18 protein-coding genes are annotated in these 20,089 nt (G+C 71.5%); 9 read left to right on the plus strand and 9 right to left on the minus strand.

The window, feature by feature from the left end:
- The first annotated feature begins 8 nt into the window (after nucleotides 1-8).
- Nucleotides 9-2,765 carry a lamin tail domain-containing protein gene (locus AC3ENQ_RS07210; RefSeq protein ID WP_431803105.1) on the plus strand — a complete coding sequence of 919 codons (2,757 nt, stop codon included), beginning with the start codon at nucleotides 9-11 and terminating at the stop codon, nucleotides 2,763-2,765.
- 55 nt (nucleotides 2,766-2,820) lie between these two features.
- Here the strand turns inward: AC3ENQ_RS07210 and AC3ENQ_RS07215 are convergent, their stop codons facing one another.
- From AC3ENQ_RS07215 to AC3ENQ_RS07225, 3 genes are all read right to left on the minus strand, one after another.
- The gene (locus AC3ENQ_RS07215; RefSeq protein ID WP_431803107.1) at nucleotides 2,821-3,102 is read right to left on the minus strand and encodes a putative quinol monooxygenase; all 282 of its coding nucleotides are present in this window, start codon (nucleotides 3,100-3,102) and stop codon (nucleotides 2,821-2,823) included.
- Nucleotides 3,103-3,207: 105 nt separating this feature from the next.
- Entirely contained in the window at nucleotides 3,208-4,239 is a 1,032-nt protein-coding gene (locus AC3ENQ_RS07220) for an LLM class flavin-dependent oxidoreductase (protein ID WP_431803109.1), read from the minus strand.
- Nucleotides 4,240-4,541: 302 nt separating this feature from the next.
- Entirely contained in the window at nucleotides 4,542-5,033 is a 492-nt protein-coding gene (locus tag AC3ENQ_RS07225; protein WP_431803111.1) for an FBP domain-containing protein, read from the minus strand.
- Nucleotides 5,034-5,304: 271 nt separating this feature from the next.
- Between AC3ENQ_RS07225 and AC3ENQ_RS07230 the strand changes: the two genes are divergently transcribed.
- Nucleotides 5,305-6,261 (plus strand): aldo/keto reductase, encoded by a 957-nt coding sequence (locus AC3ENQ_RS07230; RefSeq protein WP_431803113.1) that lies wholly within the window; start codon nucleotides 5,305-5,307, stop codon nucleotides 6,259-6,261.
- A 46-nt stretch (nucleotides 6,262-6,307) separates the two neighbouring features.
- Entirely contained in the window at nucleotides 6,308-7,123 is an 816-nt protein-coding gene (locus tag AC3ENQ_RS07235; protein WP_431803115.1) for a methyltransferase domain-containing protein, read from the plus strand.
- A gap of 73 nt (nucleotides 7,124-7,196) precedes the next feature.
- Here AC3ENQ_RS07235 and AC3ENQ_RS07240 read toward each other — a convergent pair whose 3' ends face one another.
- Complete coding sequence (locus AC3ENQ_RS07240) at nucleotides 7,197-7,868, minus strand: TetR/AcrR family transcriptional regulator C-terminal domain-containing protein (protein ID WP_431803117.1); 672 nt, start codon at nucleotides 7,866-7,868, stop codon at nucleotides 7,197-7,199.
- A 122-nt stretch (nucleotides 7,869-7,990) separates the two neighbouring features.
- On the opposite strand from AC3ENQ_RS07240, the gene AC3ENQ_RS07245 reads away from it, so the two are divergent.
- Complete coding sequence (locus tag AC3ENQ_RS07245) at nucleotides 7,991-9,004, plus strand: SDR family NAD(P)-dependent oxidoreductase (protein WP_431803119.1); 1,014 nt, start codon at nucleotides 7,991-7,993, stop codon at nucleotides 9,002-9,004.
- An 88-nt stretch (nucleotides 9,005-9,092) separates the two neighbouring features.
- Nucleotides 9,093-10,199, plus strand: coding sequence for a DNA glycosylase AlkZ-like family protein (locus tag AC3ENQ_RS07250; RefSeq protein ID WP_431803121.1), 1,107 nt, complete (start codon nucleotides 9,093-9,095; stop codon nucleotides 10,197-10,199).
- 73 nt (nucleotides 10,200-10,272) lie between these two features.
- On the opposite strand, the gene AC3ENQ_RS07255 is transcribed toward AC3ENQ_RS07250, so the two are convergent.
- Nucleotides 10,273-11,361, minus strand: coding sequence for a zinc-binding metallopeptidase family protein (locus AC3ENQ_RS07255; protein WP_431803123.1), 1,089 nt, complete (start codon nucleotides 11,359-11,361; stop codon nucleotides 10,273-10,275).
- Nucleotides 11,362-11,478: 117 nt separating this feature from the next.
- Between AC3ENQ_RS07255 and AC3ENQ_RS07260 the strand changes: the two genes are divergently transcribed.
- A complete protein-coding gene (locus tag AC3ENQ_RS07260; RefSeq protein ID WP_431803125.1) occupies nucleotides 11,479-12,792 on the plus strand; it encodes an O-acetylhomoserine aminocarboxypropyltransferase/cysteine synthase family protein in 1,314 nt (437 codons plus the stop codon).
- Nucleotides 12,789-14,114, plus strand: coding sequence for an LLM class flavin-dependent oxidoreductase (locus AC3ENQ_RS07265; protein WP_431803127.1), 1,326 nt, complete (start codon nucleotides 12,789-12,791; stop codon nucleotides 14,112-14,114). Before AC3ENQ_RS07260 ends, AC3ENQ_RS07265 begins: the two co-directional genes overlap by 4 nt.
- 199 nt (nucleotides 14,115-14,313) lie before the next feature.
- On the opposite strand, the gene AC3ENQ_RS07270 is transcribed toward AC3ENQ_RS07265, so the two are convergent.
- Genes AC3ENQ_RS07270 through AC3ENQ_RS07285 form a run of 4 tightly spaced genes read right to left on the minus strand, consistent with a single transcriptional unit; the run spans nucleotide 14,314 to nucleotide 17,665 of the window.
- Entirely contained in the window at nucleotides 14,314-15,246 is a 933-nt protein-coding gene (locus AC3ENQ_RS07270; protein WP_431803129.1) for an ABC transporter substrate-binding protein, read from the minus strand.
- A gap of 60 nt (nucleotides 15,247-15,306) precedes the next feature.
- The gene (locus tag AC3ENQ_RS07275; protein ID WP_431803131.1) at nucleotides 15,307-16,077 is read right to left on the minus strand and encodes an ABC transporter permease; all 771 of its coding nucleotides are present in this window, start codon (nucleotides 16,075-16,077) and stop codon (nucleotides 15,307-15,309) included.
- The gene (locus AC3ENQ_RS07280; protein WP_431803133.1) at nucleotides 16,074-16,766 is read right to left on the minus strand and encodes an ABC transporter permease; all 693 of its coding nucleotides are present in this window, start codon (nucleotides 16,764-16,766) and stop codon (nucleotides 16,074-16,076) included. Before AC3ENQ_RS07280 ends, AC3ENQ_RS07275 begins: the two co-directional genes overlap by 4 nt.
- The gene (locus AC3ENQ_RS07285; RefSeq protein ID WP_431803135.1) at nucleotides 16,763-17,665 is read right to left on the minus strand and encodes an ABC transporter ATP-binding protein; all 903 of its coding nucleotides are present in this window, start codon (nucleotides 17,663-17,665) and stop codon (nucleotides 16,763-16,765) included. The genes AC3ENQ_RS07280 and AC3ENQ_RS07285 overlap by 4 nt, the downstream gene beginning before the upstream one ends.
- A 94-nt stretch (nucleotides 17,666-17,759) precedes the next feature.
- On the opposite strand from AC3ENQ_RS07285, the gene AC3ENQ_RS07290 reads away from it, so the two are divergent.
- Complete coding sequence (locus AC3ENQ_RS07290) at nucleotides 17,760-19,223, plus strand: dihydrolipoyl dehydrogenase family protein (RefSeq protein ID WP_431803137.1); 1,464 nt, start codon at nucleotides 17,760-17,762, stop codon at nucleotides 19,221-19,223.
- Between the two features lie 134 nt (nucleotides 19,224-19,357).
- On the plus strand, nucleotides 19,358-20,014 hold the full coding sequence (locus AC3ENQ_RS07295) for a PadR family transcriptional regulator (RefSeq protein ID WP_431803139.1): 657 nt from the start codon (nucleotides 19,358-19,360) through the stop codon (nucleotides 20,012-20,014).
- Nucleotides 20,015-20,089: the final 75 nt, after the last annotated feature.

Consider the following 20,089-nt stretch of genomic DNA (forward strand, 5'->3'; position numbering starts at 1 on the left):
GAAACCACATGCTCTCCGTCGCTTCGCGCGCGCGCCTGCTCGCCGCCACCGCCCTCTCCATCGCCGTCGCCGCCGTCGCGGCCGCCGCCGTCGTCGTTCCCGCGCAGGCGGCGACCGAGACCGTCGTGATCAACGAGGTGGAAAGCAGCGGTCCGGACTGGATCGAACTCACTAACACCGGAACGGATGCCGTCGACATCTCCGGCTGGATCGTCAAGGACGACAAGGACGAGCGCACCGACGCGGTTCCCGCCGGAACGGTGCTCGCCCCGGGCGCGTACTACGTCTTCGGGGGGCCCGACATGACCTTCGGCCTTGGCAAGGCCGACGCCGCGCGCCTGTTCCGTCCAGGCGGGGGCCTCGTCGACACCTTCACGTGGACGACCGAGGCCGCGACGACCTACGGCCGCTGCGCGGACGGCGTCGGCGCATTCACGGTGACCGCCGCCCCGACGCCGGGCGCGAGCAACGCGTGCGCGACCCCGACGGCCACGCCGACCGCGACCTCGAGCCCTGCTCCGACGCCGAGCTCCTCGCCCGGGGTGCCGCTCCCGCCGGCGGGCGCGCTCGTCGTCAACGAGATCGAGTCGAACGGCGACGACACCGACTGGTTCGAGCTGTACAACACGACGGAGGCGCCGATCGACGTCTCGGGCTTCGTCGTCAAGGACGACGACGACAGTCGCACCGATCGGCTCCCGGAGGGATCGGTGGTACCTGCCCGCGGCATCCTGCTGGTCGATCAGAAGACCGCGACCCAGCCCGGGTTCGACTTCGGACTCGGCAACGCCGACCGGGTGCGCGTGTTCGCGCCCGAGGTGGCGACGCTCGTCGCCCAGGCCTCGTGGACCGAGCACGCGCCCGGGACGAGCTACGGGCTCTGCCCCGACGGCGTCGGTGAGCTCCGGATCACGAGCACGACGACGAAAGGCGCCCCCAACGACTGCTCACTGCCCGTGCGCATCAACGAGGTCGAATCGAACGGCGGCACGCCGGGCGACTGGATCGAGCTCGTCAACCGCTCGGCGTCGGAGGTCTCGGTCGCGGGCCTCGTCGTGACCGATTCGGAGGTTGCCGGTCACCGCTACACGATCCCCGCAGGTACGACGATCGCCGCGCAGGGCCGCCTCGTGCTCGACGAGTCCGCCTTCGGATTCGGCCTCGGCGGCACGGATGCCGTGCACCTCTTCGACGCGGACGGGGAGACCGAGCTCGACGCGACGTCGTGGGCGGGGCACGCCGCGACGACCTGGGGTCGGTGCCCCGACGGTACGGGAGCCTTCGCGGTCACCGCCGAGTCGACCAAGGGTGCGCCGAACCGTTGCGCCGGAGAGACGGTCGTCGAGGCGTGGCCGGGCGGCGCCGACGTCACGGTGCTCGATGAGGAGGGGACCTTCGCCGGCGATCTGTCGGGACTGGACTGGGCCGACGGGGGACTGTGGGCGGTCGAGAACGGCAACGGCATCCTGTATCGCCTCACGGGCGAACGGCTCGCGCCGTCGTCGTCCTGGACCCTCCGCTACCCCGACGGCACCGGGCGTGTCGACGCGGAGGGCGTGACCGCGGTCGGGTCCAACGTGTACGTCTCGAGTGAGCGGAACAACGCGCAGGGCTCCGTCAGCCGGCCGTCGGTGCTGCGGTACACGCCGGTCGCTTCCGGCGGTGACCCGCTCGCCGCCGATGCCGAGTGGAACCTCGCCGCCGACTTCCCGGGGCTTGGGGCGAACGCGGGGCTCGAGGGCATCACCTGGGTGCCGGATGCCTTCCTCACGGAGCAGGGGTTCCTCGACCAGCGGACGGCGACCGCGTACGACCCCGCCCGCTACCCGGGGCACGGCGACGGCCTCTTCTTCGTCGGCGTCGAGGGCACCGCGAAGGTCTACGCCTACGCGCTCCAGGAAAGCGGCGCCTTCGCGCGGGTCGCGACGGTCGACACTCCCTTCGCGCTCGTGGCCGACGTGCAGTTCGACCGCGGCCTGCTCTGGGTCGCGTGCGACGAGGCGTGCGACGGTCGCACCGCGACGTACGAGATCGGCCCCGACGGCGCCTTCGCCGCAACGCACGTGTACGCGCGGCCGGCGAACGCCCCGAACGTCGCGAACGAGGGCTTCGCGATCGGTGCCGCCTGCGCGGACGGGGTCGCGCGGACGTTCTACGCCGACGATGCCGACACCGACGGGTTCTCGCTCCGGTCGGGAACGCTCGCGTGCACGGCGGGCGCGGAGCCGGAGCCCGAGCCGACCGTTTCGCCGGAGCCGACCGTTTCGCCGGAGCCGACCGTTTCGCCGGAGCCGACCGTTTCGCCGACTCTTCCCGCGACGGGCGGTGCGCCGTCCGCAGCGGAGCTGGTCGATGATGTCCGCGGCGGGCTCGTCGGGCCGGCTTCGGTCGCGGCGGGCGGCACGGTGACCCTCACCGTCCCGCGCGCGGCACCCGGACAGGCAGTGCACGGCTGGCTGTTCTCGACGCCCACCGACCTCGGCGCCGCGACCGCATCGGACTCGGGGACGGTGGCGCTCATGATCCCCGCGTCCACTCCCGCCGGGCTGCACCGCATCGCCGTGACGGATGCCGCCGGTGCGGTGCTCGGGTGGACCGAGCTCGAGGTCACGGCACCGCACGGCGCCGCATCCACGGGTTCGGCTGGTTCGACGGGTCTCGCGGCCACGGGTGGCGACGGTCACGTGGCGGGCATCCTCGCGATCGCCGGGGTGCTGCTGCTGGCGGTGGGCGCGGGATTCGCGCGCCGAGCGCGGCGCGGCTGAGCGGTGGGGCACCGGCCGGCGGCGGCAGAGAACCGTCGTCGGGCCGGCGCGCGCCTCAGCCGGTGACGGTATAGCGGCGCTGGATGCCGGCGGTCCCGCGCCCCCAGGCGCTCGCCGCCGCGCGCTCTTGATGCGCGGCGAGAGCGTCGCGATCGCGGAATCGCTCGTTCACCGTCCACTCGAACGGGCTCGCGGGCAGGACGTCGAAGGCCAGGCATCCCGGCTCGGCGCGGGTGAGCGCGATGTGCTCGGGCAGGAGCTCGCGCACCCGCGCCGCCTCGGCGTCATCGGCGCACACGAGAACACCCTCCAGCGAGACCGCGGCGACATCACCCATGGCTCCAGCGTGGCACGCCCCGCATGCCATGGTCACGCGATCCGCGTGTTCCGTGTTCAGTCTCCGCGCCATTCAGTCTCAGCGCCGTGCCCGCACGCCGCGGCGTCACGCCTCGGTGTTCGGCTTCCACCCGAGCGCGGGTGCGACGTGCTGCGCGAACGACTCCACGATGTGCAGATTGAAGGCGACCCCGAGCTGCGAGGGGATCGTCAGCATGAGCGTGTCGGCGCTCATGACCGCGGCATCCTGCTGCAGCTGCTCGATGAGGACGTCGGGCGACGCCGCATAGGTCTTGCCGAAGGTGGAGCGGAGGCCGTCGATGTAGCCGATGCCGTCGCCCTCCTGGCTGTGCCCGAAGTACAGCTCGTCCTGGGCGGTCGTGATCGGGAAGACCGAACGGCTCACCGAGACGCGCGGGGTGCCGGGGTGCCCAGCCTCCTTCCACGCGGCGCGGAAGCGGTCGATCTGCTCGGCCTGCAGGATGTCGAAGGGGCGGCCGTCGGCCTCGGTGACGAGGGTCGACGACATGAGGTTGAGACCTGTGCGTCCGGCCCATTCGGCGGTGTCGCGGGAGCCGGCGCCCCACCAGATGCGGTCGCGGAGGCCCGGCGACTGGGGCTCGATGCGCTGCAGACCGGTGCCGCCGCCGAACGGCGAGTTCGGGTCGCGCTCGGCGATGCCCTCGCCGCCGATCGCGCGCCAGAAGAGATCGAAGTGCTCGCGGGCGAGATCCGCACCGCGCGGGTCGTTGCCGCCGGTGTAGCCGAACTTCTCGTAGCCGCGCACGACCGTCTCGGGTGAGCCGCGGCTCACGCCGAGAGCGAGCCGGCCGTCGGAGATGAGGTCGACAGCGGCGGCCTCTTCGGCGAGGTAGAGCGGGTTCTCGTAGCGCATGTCGATGACGCCGGTGCCCATCTCGATGCGCTTCGTCGTCGCGGCGATCGCGGCGAGCAGCGGCATGGGGGATGCCTGCTGGCGCGCGAAGTGGTGCACGCGGTAGAAGATGCCGTTGGCGCCCAGGTCGTCCATGCCCTGCGCGAGGTCGATCGCCTGCTTCAGCGAGTCGCCCGCCGTGAGCTGCTGCCCGTTGCCGAGCGGTCCGTAGTGTCCGAACGAGAGGGTTCCGAAGCGTTGCATGATGGCTGCAACGCTACGCCGTCGGAGTGTATTCCGCTGAATGGATGCCGGGATGCGCGCTCCTCCCTCTGCCCGCGCCGCACCTCCCGCCCCCGCCCCTTCTCCCGCGCCTCCCTACCGCCGCACCTCCCGCCCCCGCCCCTTCTCCCGCGCCTCTTCTCCCGCGAGACCGCGTGTTCGCGACGAGACCGCTGGAACTTTCGCGGGGTCTCGTCGCGAAAAGCGGGTCTCGCGGGAAGGAAGAGGGGGTCGGGGGAGGGAGGAGGAGGGAGGAGGAGGGGGCCGGGGTGTCTCGCAGCGGGTCAGAGGCCGTCGCGGACGGAGCGGACGAAACCCTCGACCGACTCGCGCATCGCGGTGATGCGCGCCGCGCGGGCGGCCTCGCGATCGAAGCCGGTGTAGGCGAGCGGCGGGAGCTTGCGGGCGTTGACGTTGCACTGGAACCGGTCGCAGACGAGCGTGCCGACGGTGTCGCCGCGGCGCCCGGCATCGCCCGTGCGCTTCGCAGTGAACAGGAGCACGTCGTTCGGCAGCTGGACGTCGTTGCACCACGAGCACTGCGCGCGCGTGCGCGGCTTCGACTCGGCCTGGCGGAGGAGAAGTCCCGTCGGTTCGCCGTCGAGTTCGACGACGACGTAGCCCACGAGGGCGAGCTTGCGGTCGCGGGCGCCGTAGAAGTCCACGGCATCCCACGCCGTGTCGGCGAAATCCTCGGGGAGGGTGAGGTGCGAGCGTTCGGACTTGGTGACGTTGATGAGGCTGGCGCGGATCTGCGCCTCGGTGAGAGCGTGCATGAGGTCCCTTTCGGGGAATCGTGAGGGTGAGGATGCCGCGGAGTCCGGGTCGGTGACGGCCGCGGCTCAGAGGGGCGCCCGGTCTGCGGGCGCGACGAGCGGGGCGCCGTCCACCTGTGTGCTGCGGTCGCGGCGCCGGGGCGGCGTCATCTCTCGACGGCGGAGGATCCGCCGACGACCTCCCCTCGGCCACGCGGGCTGCTCACGATGTTCACGCCTCCAGGGTACGCCCGCCGCCCCGAGTGTCGGCGGGGCGTGCTTGGATCGGAGCATGACCCGCATCGGACACAGTGAGCTCGACGTCTTCCCCCTCGCCCTCGGTGGCAACGTGTTCGGCTGGACGGCCGACCGCGACGAATCGTTCGCGATCCTCGACGCGTTCCACGCCGGCGGCGGCAACTTCATCGACACGGCGGACTCCTACAGTGCGTGGGTCGACGGCCACGAAGGCGGGGAGAGCGAGCGCATCATCGGCGCGTGGCTCGCCGACCGGAGGCCCGACGGCGTCGTCGTCGCGACGAAGGTGAGCCAGCACCCGCAGTTCCGCGGTCTCGGAGCGGCGAACGTGCGCGCGGCCGCCGAGGCATCGCTCGAGCGCCTCGGCGTCGAGTCGATCGACCTCTACTACGCGCACTTCGACGATCCCGAGACGCCGCTCGAAGAGACCGTCGCCGCGTTCGGCCAGCTGGTCTCCGACGGGCTCGTGCGGGACACGGCGGTGTCGAACTACTCGGCCGACCGCATTCGCGAGTGGGTGCGCATCGCGCGCGAGCTGGGCGTGCCCGAGCCTGTCGCGATCCAGCCGCACTACAACCTCGTGCACCGCGAGACCGAGACCGACATCGTGCCCGTCGCCGAGGAATACGGCATGAGCCTCGTGCCGTACTTCGCGCTCGCCAAGGGGTTCCTGACGGGCAAGTACCGCTCGACGGATGCCGATGCCGACGGCCACACCTCGCCGCGGGCCGAGGCGGCGGCGAGGTACGCGACGCCGCAGGGGCTGCAGATTCTCGAGGTGCTTGAGCGTGTGGGCGACGCGCATGGCGTGTCGATGGCCTCGGCGGCGCTCGCGTGGCTGCGCGCGAAGCCGACCGTTGCGGCTCCCATCGCGTCGGCGTCGAAGGTCTCGCAGGTCGCCGACCTGCTCGCCGGGGCGACCACCGACCTCACCGCCGACGAGGTCGCCGAGCTCGACGCCGTCTCGGAGTGGACGCCCGCCGACATGTGACACCGCACGGGCGCGGCGATCAGACGCAGCAGGACAGGATGGACGCATGCCCGACGCCTACACCCACGGCCACCACGACAGCGTCCTGCGCTCGCACCGATGGCGCACGGCCGAGAACTCCGCCGCCTACCTGCTGCCCGAGCTCGCCCCGGGGACGTCCGTGCTCGACGTCGGCGCCGGCCCCGGCACGATCACGCTCGACATCGCGGCGCGGGTCGCGCCGGGCGCGGTCCTCGGGGTGGATGCCTCCGCCGATGTCATCGCGCAGGCGGATGCCGACCGCGTCGCCGCCGCGGTGAAGAACCCCGCGCTGGAGAACCTGACCTATGCGGTCGACGACGCGTACGCGCTGGACTCTCCCGACGACACGTGGGACGTCGTGCACGCTCATCAGGTGCTCCAGCACCTCGCGCGACCCGTCGATGCGCTGCGGGAGTTTCGCCGCGTCGTGAAGCCGGGCGGCGTCGTTGCGGCGCGCGACGTCGACTACGAGGGCGTCATCTGGTGGCCGCGCCTCCCCGCGCTCGACGAGTGGATCACCGTGTACCTCGCCGCGCATCGCGCGACGAGCGGCGAACCCGCCGCGGGCCGCGAGCTGAAGGCGTGGGCGCGGGCGGCCGGCTTCACCGACGTGCGCTCATCGGCATCCCTCTGGCTCTACGAGACCCCCGAGGACCGGGCGTGGTGGGGCGGCATGTGGGCCGATCGCGCGCTGCACTCGTCCTTCGCCGAGACCGTCGTCTCCCGCGGCATCGCCGACCGTCCGGCGCTCGAGCGGATCAGCGCGGGGTGGCGCGAGTGGGCCGAGAACCCCGACGGGTGGATCCTCCTGCCGCACGGAGAAATTCTCGCCCGCGGCTGAGCCGCGAGGGGAAATTCTCGCCCGCGGCTGAGCCGCGAGGGGAGATTCTCGCCCGCGGCTGACGCGTCGCCCGTCAGGACTCGCGCGGCGCGAGTCGTTCGATGCCCGCGAGGAACGTGTCGAGATCGAACGCGAACTGGGCCGCGCCGAAGTTGTCGACGCGCGCGTCGACGAGGCTCCGCAGGGCCGGGTATCCCGCGCGCTCGACGGCGAGCGCGGCGCGCAGGTCCTCGATCTGCGGATGCCCTCCCGACCGGCTGCCGGTGACGGCATCCTGCGCGAAGCCGCGGCAGATCGTGACGAGCAGGTGCATCGCGCGGCTGACGGTGACGGTGTCGAATCCTGCGGCGAGCATCCGCTCGGCGATCACCTCCGCGGGCTCCGCGATGACGAGGTCGCGGGGATTCGTGAAGCGGAAGTAGGGGAGCCACTGCCCGATGTCGACGAGGCTCCGCCACAGGCTCTCGGCGTAGGCGCGGCAGGCATCCTGCCACGTCGTGCCGAGGTCCCGGTCGTCGAGGTCGACGCGGCGGCGGAACGCGTCGATGGCGAGCAACTCGAGGAGGCTCTCGCGGTCGGTGACGTGGTGGTTCAGCGCCTTGCGGTCGACGCCGAGCGCCGTGGCGACGCCCTGCATCGTGAGGGCGTCGGGATCGATTCCGCGGGCCGCCCCGAGGATCACCTCGAGGTCGAGGCCGGCCCGTGCGCCGCGGCCGCGACGGGAGGGAGCCTTCGGAGTGGACACGTCTCGACTCTAGTCTCGCGCGTGCGTTATTTCCCGCAGGGGAATAAGATTTCCCTAGCGGGAATTGCACCGGACGAACGATCCGGGTGCACCCCGCGCCCGCTCACGAAGGAGATCGAGACATGTCGGAGAAGACACCCCTCACCGCGTCCAGCACCATCGGCGCCTGGCTCGACAGCGAGAACGGCGGTCCGCTCGTCCGCGGACTGCTGGCCGCGTCCGGCGCCTCGGAGGAGATCCTCGCGCCGCTGCGCGGTCTGCCTCTGCAGCAGCTCGTCGCGCTCAGCCAGGGCCAGACGCCCCAGTCGGTCGTCGACGACCTCGTCCTGAAGGCGAACGACGGCGTCATGCCCACTGACACCGGCGACGCGGGCTGGGTCGAACAGGTCACCCCCGGCCGCTTCACCGGAAAGACCGTCATCGTCACCGGAGCTGCGAGCGGCATCGGTCGCGCCACCGCGGCGCGCATCGCCCGAGAGGGCGGCCGCGTCATCGCCGTCGACGTGTCGGCCGAGAAGCTCGGCAGTCTCGAGGAGGCGCTCCCGGACGCCGACATCGTGACGGTCACCGGTGACATCACGAGCCAGGAGTCGGTCGACGCGATCGCCGCCGCCGCGGGGGAGCGCATCGACGGTCTGGCCAACGTCGCCGGGATCAACGACGACTTCTCGCCGCTCCACGAGACGACGGATGCCATGTGGGAGCGCGTCATGGCGGTGAACGTCACCGGGGCGTTCAAGCTCACCCGAGCCGTGCTCCCGGCCATGATGGCGGCCGGTCGCGGATCGATCGTCAACATCACATCCGAGGCGGGTCTGCGCGGCTCGGCGTCGGGCAACGCCTACACGACGTCGAAGCACGCCGTCATCGGTATGACCCGCTCGGCGGCGTTCATGTACGGACCGCAGGGCATCCGCGTCAACGCCGTCGCGCCCGGAGGGGTCGCCACCGGCATCCCCTTCCCGCCGCACGTGTCGGAGGCAGGGCAGGCGCGCCTGCAGCCGTTCCAGGCGTCGATCCCGACGCTCGCGACGGCGGAGCAGCTGGCGGCATCCATCACATTCCTGCTCTCCGACGACGGGGTCAACCTCAACGGCGTCATCCTGCCGAGCGACGGCGGGTGGTCGGTGCAGTAACCGCTGCGGTGGCCGCAGCCGCCGGGTCGCCGAGGTCGCCGACACGCACCATCTCGTGCGTGTCGGCGGCCCGGCGTAGCCTTCGGTCATGACCGACGACGCCGTCCACGACCTCAGCCGTGACGAGGCCCGGCGGCTCGTCGTGCGCGCGCAGCTGCTCGATGCGGAGCGCCCGGGCGACGTCGTCGAAGTGGCCGAGCAGCTCGGCTCGATCAAGATCGACCCCACCGCGGTCATCGCCCCCTCGGAGCAGACGATCGCGTGGAGCCGGATCGGCTGGGCCTACGAGCCGGGGCAGCTGCGGAAGGCCGTGGAGCAGGACCGGCTGCTGTTCGAGTACGACGGGCACTTCCATGCGGCATCCCTCCTGCCCGCGCTCCTCGCGCGCATGCGCGGGCGGGTCTTCCGCGCGCGGGCCGCGGGGTGGATGGAGGCGAACGCCCGCTTTCGCGCCGACGTGCTCGCGCGCCTGCGCGCGGAGGGACCGATGCTCGCGGCGCAGATCCCCGACACCAGTCAGGTCGCGCATGGTGACGAGGGCGGCTGGTACGGCTCGAATCAGGTGCCGATGATGCTCGATCTCCTCTCGTATCTCGGCGAGGTCGGGATCGTCGGGCGTGAGGGTCGTCAGCGCATCTGGGACATCGGCGAGCGCGTCTTCGCGGGCGTGCCCGAGCGCGACTACGACGAGGCCGGTGCCGAGCTCGACGCGCGGCGCCTGCAAGCGGCGGGCCTCGCGCGGCAGAAGTCGCCGTGGACGCCCATCGGCGACGCCGGGGAGCCCGCGCGGGTGGAAGGATCGGACTGGAAGTGGCGCGTCGACCCCGCCGCGCTCGAGACGCTCCACGACGATCCCGGCGGTCGCGTCGCGATCCTGAACCCCTACGACGGCATGCTGTTCGATCGACCGCGGCTGAAGGAGCTGTTCGACTTCGAGTACATCCTCGAGCAGTTCAAACCCAAAGCGCAGCGCGTCTACGGCTACTTCGCGCATCCGATCCTGGTCGGCGACCGGTTCGTGGGCCTTCTCGACGCGGCGCTCGACAAAAAGAAGGAGAATCTCGTCGTCACCGCGGTGCACGAACTCGACCTGACCGCGCCCCTCGACCCCGAGGAACGCGAGATGGTGGATGCCGAACTCCGCGATCTCGCCGAGTGGGTGGGGGTGCCGCTCGTCTTCGCGGGCGAGCGGTGACCGGGCCAGCGGTGCGGGCGGTGACCGGGCCAGCGGTGACGCGGGCGAGCGGTGACCGGGCCGCCGGTGCCGCTCAGTTGCGTTCGTCGCCCTGTGGGGCGAGAGCGAGTTCCACCTGTTCGGCGGTCGTGAGGCGCGCGCGCGTGATGATCTCGTGGATGAACGCGAGCTTGCGCTGCACCGGCGGGGTGATCGTGAAGGGGTACAGGTCGGCGAGCCCCATCGACCGGTTCACCCGGTTGAACGCCTGCGAGAGCGCAGCCCAATCGCTGAGTGTCCGTCCGACCGACTGATCGCCGTAGTCCTCGCGCGGTTCGACATCGGTGTCGCGGAGGGTCGACGCGCCCGCCTCGAGGTGGATGCCGATCGCCGCCGCCGTCTGCAGCGTCCCGACGATGTGCAGGTAGTGGGCGAAGGTCTCGGCGAAGTCCTCCCACGGGTGCATCGTCGCGTACTCCGAGATGAACGCGTCCGACCAGTTCTGCGGCGCGCCGAACTCGTAGTGCCGGTTCAGGGCGTCGCGGTAGCTCTCGCGCTCGTCGCCGAACAGCTCGCGGCAGCGCGACCACGTGGCGTCGTCGGTGATGAGCACGTTCTGGAAGTAGTGCCCCGCCTCGTGGCGGAGGTGCCCGAGGACGGTGCGGTACGGCTCACCGAGCTTGACGCGCACCGCCTCGCGGACATCGTCGAGGCTCTCGGCCAGATCGGTCGTGATGATGCCGTTCGCGTGCCCGATCGTCACCTTCTCACCGTCGGAGCGGCTCGACAGCAGATCGAACCCCAGGCCGCCCGGCTTCTGGTACCAGCCCTCGATCGGCGGACCCAGGTCCCCGATCTGCAGGACGAGCCGGCGCTTGGCCTCTTCGACCGTGGCGAGCTTCTCGAGCGCGATGGTGTCGTCCGCGTCGGGGCGCCGCCGTGTCAGCCGGCACGAGGAGCAGCGCCCCGCGGGCGCGTCTTCACGCACGAGCCAGTTGCACCCCCAGTCGCGTTCCGAGCAGGTGAACCACGTCACGCCGTCGACGACCGTGCGGCCCGCGTGCACCGCCTCGAAGACGCGCTCGATCACCTGGAGCCCCATCTCCGTCCCGCACGCGGGGCAGACGAGGGTGTCGAGGTAGACGAAGCGGCGGCACGAGGGGCAGCGCGGGGTGGTGCTCACCTGATCACCGTACTGCGGCGGTGCACGTCCGCCGCGCGCGTAATACGACGACACGCGATCCGCGTCGGGGTGCCTCCGGGCGCGACGATGGAACCCACAGGCGCGGAAGGGGCGACGATGGCACGGCGGGGATTCACGACACGGCAGGTGCACGAGCGTGCGGCATCCGCCTCTCCGAGCGCGCGGGCGACGCCGATCTACCTCACCGCGGGGTTCGAGTTCGACGAGTACGACGACGCCGCCGCGCACTTCGGCGAGGGCCGCGGCTACGCGTACACCCGTGTCGCGAACCCCACGATCGACGCCGTCGAGCACACCCTCGCCGCCCTCGAAGGCGGCTCGCAGGCGCTCCTGCTCGCGAGCGGCCAGGCGGCGACGGCCGTCGTGCTCCTCGCCCTCGTCGAGACGGGCGGACACATCGTGTCCTCGACCCACGTGTACGAGGGCACACGCGGGCTCTTCCGCGACAATCTCGCGCGCCTGGGCATCGAGACGACGTTCGTCGACGACATCGACGATGCGGATGCCTGGGAGGCGGCGATCCGGCCCGAGACGCGCGCCGTGTTCGCCGAATCGATCTCGAACGCCGCCAACCGGCTCATCGACATCGGCGCGGTCGCCGAGGTCGCGCACCGCCACGGCATCCCGCTCGTGATCGACAACACGTTCGCGACGCCCTACCTCGTGCGCCCGCTCGAGCACGGGGCGGATGTCGTCGTGCATTCGGCGAGCAAGTTCCTCGCCGGCCACGGGTCGGTGCTCGGCGGCGCGATCGTGGACAACGGCCGCTTCGATGCCGAGAGGTCGGGTGCGCTCTTCCCGCACCTCGTCGCGCCGGGGCGCCTCGGCGAGCCGAGCATCGCCGAACGCGTCGGCGGTGACGCGCGCATCGCCTACGCCCGTGAGAGCGTCGCTCTGCGGTTCGGGACGACACCGTCGCCGCTCAACGCCTTCCTCATCGGGCAGGGGATCGAGACCCTGAGCCTGCGCGTCGCGCGCCAGAGCGCCAACGCGCTCGCCGTCGCCCAGTGGCTCGACGATAGGCCCGAGATCGCGTCGGTCGACTACGTCGGACTGCCGTCCCACCCCGACCACGCGCTCGGTGCGGCGCTGCTGCCCGACGGCTTCGGCTCGGTGTTCACGTTCACCGTCCGTGGCGGGGCCGAGGCCGCGCGGCGGCTCATCGAGTCCGTCGACGTGTTCACGCACATGACGCACCTCGGGGACGTCCGGTCGCTGATCCTGCACCCGGCATCCACGTCGCACGTCGCGCTCACGGGCGCCGAGCGACGCGCGGTCGGGGTGGAGCCGGGCACGATCCGCATCTCGGTGGGCATCGAGGACGCTCCGGACCTCATCGACGATCTCGCCCGCGCGCTCGCCGTCGCCGCCGAGCCGGTCGACGAGGTCGACGTCGCGGTGGTCGCGTGAGCGGGGCCGCCCGGCCCCAGCATTTCGGATGGTTCCTCGCGCGGGGCTTCGGGCCGCACGGGTGGGGGCATCCGTACCTCGACTGGGACTACGACTGGACGCGCCCCGACCTGTATCAGCAGTCGGCGCGTGAGCTCGAACAGGCCGGGTTCGACTTCGTCCTGATCGAGGATGCCCCCTCCCTCGGCTCGGCCGAGACGATCGATCTGCGGGTGCGGCACGCGTTCGGCGGACCCAAGCACGACCCGCTGCTGCTCGCGCCCTACCTCTTCCAGGCGACGCGGCACCTCGGCGTCATCCCGACCGTGAACCCGGCGGCCTTCCTGCCGTACACGGCGGCACGGCAGTTCGCGACACTGCAGCACCTGAGCGCCGACCGCCTGGGCCTCAACGTCGTCACCGACGCGGGGAGCGCGCGGCACTTCTCCGCCGAGAGCCCGCTCGGACACGACGCCGCCTACGACCGGGCCGAGGAGTGGCTGGGCGCCCTTCGCTCCCTCTGGCACTCCTGGGGCGAGGGTGCGCTCGTCCGCGACGCAGAGGCCGGCGTGTACGCCGACGGCACGAGGCTGGATGCCGTGCACCACCGCGGCGAGCACTACGCGTTCGACGGGCCGTTGAACGCGATCCCGTTCGACCGCGGCGACCCGGTGATCGCATCGCCGGGCGGATCGGGGAGGGGGCTCGCGTTCGCGGGCACCAACTCCGACATCCAGCTCGCCCTGTCGCCTCTCGACGAGGCGAGCGTCCGAGCGTACCGGGCGAAGATCCACGCGGCGGCGATCGCGCGCGGACGCACGCCCGACGACGTCACGATCATGTTCGCGATCCAGCCGGTGATCGTGTCGTCGCTGGAGGAGGCCGACCGGCTGGTCGCGGCATCCGCCCGCCCCTCGGACGACGTTCTGCGGACGATCGCGCAGCGGCAATCGAGCGACCTCGAGACCGACCTGACGACGCTCGACCTCGATGCCCCGCTTCCCGAGGGGCTCTTCGCCGAGCATGTGTCGCAGGGGTCGCTGCGCCGCCTCGTCGGAGACCGCGACGCGGCGACCGCACCCCTGCGCGCCCACCTGACCGCGCTCGCGCGGCTCGGTCGGATCACCGACCGGTCGGGCTTCGTGGGCACGGCGGAGGAGTTCGCCGACCTCATCGAAGAGCTCGGAACGTGGGGGAACGACGGGGTGCTCCTCTGGGGCGACCTGCACCCGGTCACGGTGCACCGGACGCTCGACGAGCTCGTGCCGGTGCTGCGACGCCGCGGCATCCTGCGCCGCGACTACACCGGGCAGGGCCTGCGCGCCGACCTCCGCGCCTTCTGAGCCTCGCGCTCGCGCCGTCTCCGGCTCTGCTCGCGAATCACCGCCGCTTTCCCGTGTCACCGCCGCTTTCGCGCGCATTCGGTGGTGATTCGAGAATCGGGCGGTGATTCGCGAGGGGTGCGCGGGGGAGGGCGGACGCGACGCGGCCCCGACGCGTGAGCGCCGGGGCCGCGGGGGTCGCAGGAGAGCGAGAAGAAGGTCAGCCGGCCAGGCCGTTGTCCTTCAGCCACTGCGTCGCGAGGGCCTTCGCGGACTTCTGGTCCTCGGTCGACTGGACGTTGAGGGCGACAAGACCCTCGGGCGTCAGCTTCGCGCTGACCTCGTTCAGAACTCCCGAGACCTTGTCGGCGACGTCGGAGCTGACGATCGGGACGACGTTGGATGCCAGGAACAGGCTCTCCGGGTCTTCGAGGGTGACGAGGCCCTGCGTCTGGATGCGCGGGTCGGCGGAGTAGACGTTCGCGACCTGGATGTTGCCTGCGACGAGCTCGTCGACGGTCGTGTCCGCGGTGGCCGAGAAGGTCACGTCGACCCCGTACTTCTCCTTCAGACCCTTGGGGCCGTAGGGGCGCTCCTCGAGCTCCGTTGCGCCGCCGAGGACGAGCGGCGAGATGCCCTTGAGGTCGCCGATGCTCTTCAGGTCGTGCTCGTCGGCGAATGCCTTGGTCACGTTGTACGAGTCCTGATCGGTCGCCGACGCGAAGTCGAGGGCCGTGAGACCGTCGGGGAGTGCGTCCTGGAGCGCCGCGAACACGTCGTCGGGAGAGGTCGCGGTCGTGTCGGGCTCGAAGAACTGCAGCAGGTTGCCGGTGTACTCGGGGAACACCTGGATCGAGCCGTCTTCGAGCGACGGGATGTACGCGTCGCGCTGGCCGATGCGGAACTGGCGGTCGACGGTGAACCCGTCGGCTTCGAGCGCCTGCGCGTAGAGCTCGGCGATGATCTCGTTCGAGTAGTAGTCCTGGCTGCCGACGACGATCGTGTCGGATGCCGGGGACTCGCTCGACCCCCCGTCGTCCAGGGGATCGCCGCCCGACGAGCAGCCGGCGAGGGCGAGCGCGGAGACGGTGACGGCGCCGAGCGCGAGCGCGAGGCGGGTGCGGGCGGTGCCGCGGGTTCGTGTGCGGGACATGACGTGCCTTTCGTGGATGCTGTGCGGAAATGGTTCGGAACGGAACGGGTGGCGGATGGGTCAGGAGGACGGCAACGCGGACGCGCCGGCGGCGGTGCGGATGGGGGCGGTGCGCGTCCGGCGGAGGCCGGCGCGTTCGTCGGGCTCCGACGTCCCTCTCGACCGGGCGCGCACGCCGCGCGGTACGACGAGCCGTTGCACGAGGGCGAACAGCCCGTCGAGGAGGAGTGCCAGCACGACGACGACGATCGAGGCGCCGAGCACCTGGTCGAAGCGGCGCAACGGAATGCCCTGCAGGATGAAGAAGCCGACGCCGCCCAGGCCGATGTACGCCGCGATCGTCACGGTCGCGACGACCTGGATCGCGGCGGAGCGCAGGCCCGCGATCAGGAGGGGGAGCCCGAGCGGCACCTCGATGCGCCAGAGGATCTGCCACTCCGTCATCCCGACCGCGCGGCCCGCGCCGATGACGGATCGGTCGATCGCCTCGAACCCGGCGTAGGCCCCCGCGAGGATCGACGGGATCGCGAGGACGACGAAGGCGACCATCGCAGCTTCCGTCTTGTAGAGAACGCCGATGATCAGATACAGCAGGATGACGAGGCCGAGGGTGGGGATCGCGCGCGCGGCACCGGAGAGCGCGACGGCGAACTCGCGGCCGCGGCCGGTGTGGCCGATCGCCCACCCCGCCGGGATGGCGATGATCGCGGCGATCGCGACGGCGGCGAACGTGAAGGCGAGGTGTTGGCCGATCGCGGCGGGCAGGGGCAGCGATCCGGTGAGCCGGTCAGGGGAGAAGATCCACGCGAGCGCGTCGAGGAAGAGGTTCATGCGGCACCCTCCGTGACGAGGCGGCGGACGGCCCGGCGCTCCGCGCGACGGCTCGAGCGGCGCTCCTGCCAGGGCATGAGCAGACGCCCGGCGACGACGAGGAGGACGTCCACGATCAGCGCGATGAGGACCACGGCGATGACGCCCGAGAACACCTCGGGGAGGATCCGCCGCTGGAACCCGTCGGTGAACAGATAGCCGAGGTTCTGCACGCCGATCAGGGCGCCGACCGTGACGAGCGAGATGGTCGAGGTCGCGGTCACCCGGAGGCCGGCGAGCAGCACGGGGCCGGCGAGAGGGAGATCGACCATCCAGAACCGTCGCCACGGGCCGTAGCCGATCGCGACGGCGGCTTCGCGCGTCGCGGGTTCGACCGAGCCGAGCCCGTCGGTGACCGAGCGGGTCATGATCGCGACGGCGTAGATCGTGAGGGCGACGATCAGGGTCGTCTCCGATTGGAACTTCAGCCCGAAGGCGGCCGCGACGATCGCGAACAGCCCGAACGAGGGGATCGTGTACAACAGGCCCACGGTCGTGAGGATCGTGCCGCGCAGCTTCGTGTAGCGGAACGCGACCCACCCGATCGGCAACGCGATGAGGAAGCCCAGCGCGATCGGGATGACGCTCTGTCGGACGTGGGGGATCGTCAGCCGCCAGATGAGGTCGAGGTTGTCGAGCACCCAGCTCACGGCGCCGCTCCCTCCCGAGCCGCATCCGAACCGGCATCCGCACGACCGGTACCCGCACGAGCCGCGTCGGCATCCAGGGCCCCGGCATCCGCGAGCACGCCCTGCGTGCGCCCCGCGGCGTCGACGAGCACCGTGCCGCGGGCCGTCCGCTTCGTGTGCAGCTCGCGCGCGCCGCGCTCGACGCCGATGAAGTCGGCGACGAACGCGCTCGCGGGGTTCTCGATGATCTCGCTCGGCGACCCGACCTGCGCGATCTTCGCGCCCTTCTCGAGGATGACGACCTGGTCGCCGAGCAGGAACGCCTCGTCGATGTCATGGGTGACGAAGACGACCGTCTTGTCGAGGTCGCGCTGGAGGCGGATCGTCTCGGTCTGCAGCTCGCGCCGGACGATCGGGTCGACCGCGCCGAACGGCTCGTCCATGAGGAGGATGTTGGGGTCGGCGGCGAGCCCACGCGCCACGCCGACGCGCTGCTGCTGGCCCCCCGAGAGCTGGCGCGGGTAGCGGTCGGCCAGCGAGCGGTCGAGCCCGACGACGTCGAGGAGCTCGAGCGCGCGCTCACGCGCCTTCTTCTTCGGCGTCCCGTTCAGGATCGGCACGGTGGCGACGTTGTCGACGACGCTCACGTGGGGGAGGAGGCCCGCGCTCTGCATGACGTAGCCGATGCCGCGGCGGAGCTTCACCGGGTCGCGCTCCTGGATGTTCTCGTCGTCGATCGTGATCTCGCCGCTCGTCGGGTCGATGAGTCGGTTGATCATCCGGAGGAGCGTCGTCTTGCCGCACCCCGACGAGCCCGCGAAGACCGTGGTCTTGTGGGCGGGCAGCACGAGGCTGAAGTCGTTCACGGCGACGGTGCCGTCGGGGAAGCGCTTCGTGACGGAGCGGAATTCGATCGCCATGCATCCTCCGGGTCGGGTGACCTACACAATCACATGGATCCGACATCCGTGCAGGGGGGTGGCACGAACCGTCACACTCGGGTAGACGTGGCACATGGCCGAACCACAGCAGACGCACCCGCAGCAGGCGCAGGCGGATGCCGCCGACTACGACCTCATCGTCATCGGCGCGGGCCCCGTGGGTGAGAATCTCGCCGACCGAGCCGTGCGCGGCGGGCTGACCGCCGCGATCGTCGAGAGCGAGCTCGTCGGAGGCGAATGCTCGTATTGGGCCTGCATGCCGTCCAAGACCCTCCTGCGCCCCGGGTCGGTCCTGCGCGCAGCGCGCGTCGTCCCGGGCGCGGCGGCGGCGGTCGGCGGGGGCGTCGACGTCGGTGCGACGCTCGCCTCGCGCGACGCGATCGTCCACGAGTGGAACGACGACGGTCAGATCGACTGGCTGCGCGACGCCGGCATCGACCTCGTGCGGGGGCACGGGCGCCTCGACGGCGAGAAGACGGTGCGCGTCGAGGCATCCGACGGCACCGAGCGCGTGCTCCGGGCGCGGCACGCGGTGGCGATCTGCACCGGGTCGGCAGCGCTTCTGCCCGACGTGCCGGGCCTTGCCGACGTCGATCCGTGGACGAGTCGGGAGGCCACCTCTGTCCATGAGGTGCCGTCGTCGCTCGCGATCCTCGGCGGGGGCGTCGTCGCGTCCGAGATGGCGACGGCGTTCGCCTCGCTCGGCTCGAGCGTGACGATGATCGTCCGCTCGCACCTGCTCGGGACGGTCGAGCCGTTCGCGGCCGACGCCGTCGCGCAGTCGCTCGAAGACGCGGGGGTGGACCTCCGCCGCGGCGTCGAGATCGCGCAGGCGACGCGCGACGGGGCGCTGGTGACCCTCACGCTGACCGATGGATCGACGGTGCAGGCGGTCGAGCTGCTCATCGCGACGGGGCGCGTGCCGCGCACCGGCGACGTGGGGCTGTCGAGCATCGGCCTCGAGGACGGGGCGTGGCTCGACGTCGACGACACCCTGCGGGTCGCGGGCACCGATTGGCTCTACGCCGCGGGCGACGTGACGCACCGCGCTCTTCTCACCCACCAGGGCAAGTACCAGGCACGAGCCGCGGGCGACGTCATCGCGGCGCGGGCGACGGGAGCCCCCGTCGACGACGCCCCCTGGGGCGCACACGTCGCGACCGCCGACCACCGGGCCGTGCCGCAGGTGGTCTTCACCGAGCCGCAGGTCGCCGCGGTCGGCCTGACCGCGCAGAAGGCGAAGGATGCCGGACTCCGCACGCGCACCCTCGAGGTCGACCTCGGTCAGCTCGCCGGCGCGGCGACGCGTGCCCGGGGCTACCGCGGGACGGCCCAGGCGATCGTCGACGAAGACCGCGGCGTGATCGTCGGCGCGACGCTCGTCGGGGACGACGTCGGCGAGCTGCTCCACGCGGTGACGATCGCCGTCGTCGGGGAGGTGCCGATCGATCGGCTCTGGCATGCGGTGCCGTCGTATCCGACGCTCAGCGAACTGTGGCTGCGCTGGCTCGAGGACTACGGGAGGCCGACGCCGTGATCTGCCCGTGGATGCGGTCGACGGTCGGCATCATGACGGGTCCCGCTCCGGGTGCGCTCTGGGCGAACTCACGGACACGGCATCCCCTGAACGATATATCGTTATGTATCGTTCGGAAGACAAGGGAGGCTCTCATGAGCAATGGATACGGACAGGGATTCGGCGGCTTCGGCTTCGGGGGCAGAGGCGCCTCGGGCGGACAGGGCGGCTTCGGCGGTCAGGGTTTCGGGGGCCAGGGATTCGGAGGCCAGGGGCTCAACGACCTCTTCGATCAGCTCGGTCAGCTCGGGCAGCGCTTCGAGGAGAGCGTCGGCCAGAAGGTCGGCTCCCGCATGGGCCGCGGCGACGTGCGCGTCGCGATCATCGCCCTGCTCGACGAGCAGCCGATGCACGGCTACCAGATCATCCAGCAGATCGAGGAGCGCAGCCGCGGCGCGTGGAAGCCGAGCCCCGGCTCGGTCTACCCCACGCTGCAGCTGCTCACCGACGAGGGCATCGTCGAGGTCGAAGAGGGCGACGGGCGCAAGACCTACTCGCTCACCGAGGCGGGGCGCGCGGAGGCTGCCGACAAGCCGGCTCCGTGGCGCACCTCGGCGGCATCCGGCTCGGCGTCGGGCTCGCAGGACAAGGCCGACGGACCCGGGTTCGGGGCACTGCCCAAGGCGGGCGCGAACCTCGCGCAGGCGGCCATGCAGGTCGGTCGGATGGGATCGCCCGAGCAGGTGCAGCAGGCGATCGACATCATCGACGAGGCGCGGCGCAAGATCTACGCCATCCTCGCCGAGGGCTGACGCTCCGTGCCGAGGTCTGGGGTGCCGGCGTCGGGGGCGACCGCCCCCGGGCGCGCCCGGTACAACCGGATCATC

The sequence above is a fragment of the Microbacterium sp. bgisy203 genome, assembly GCF_057706945.1.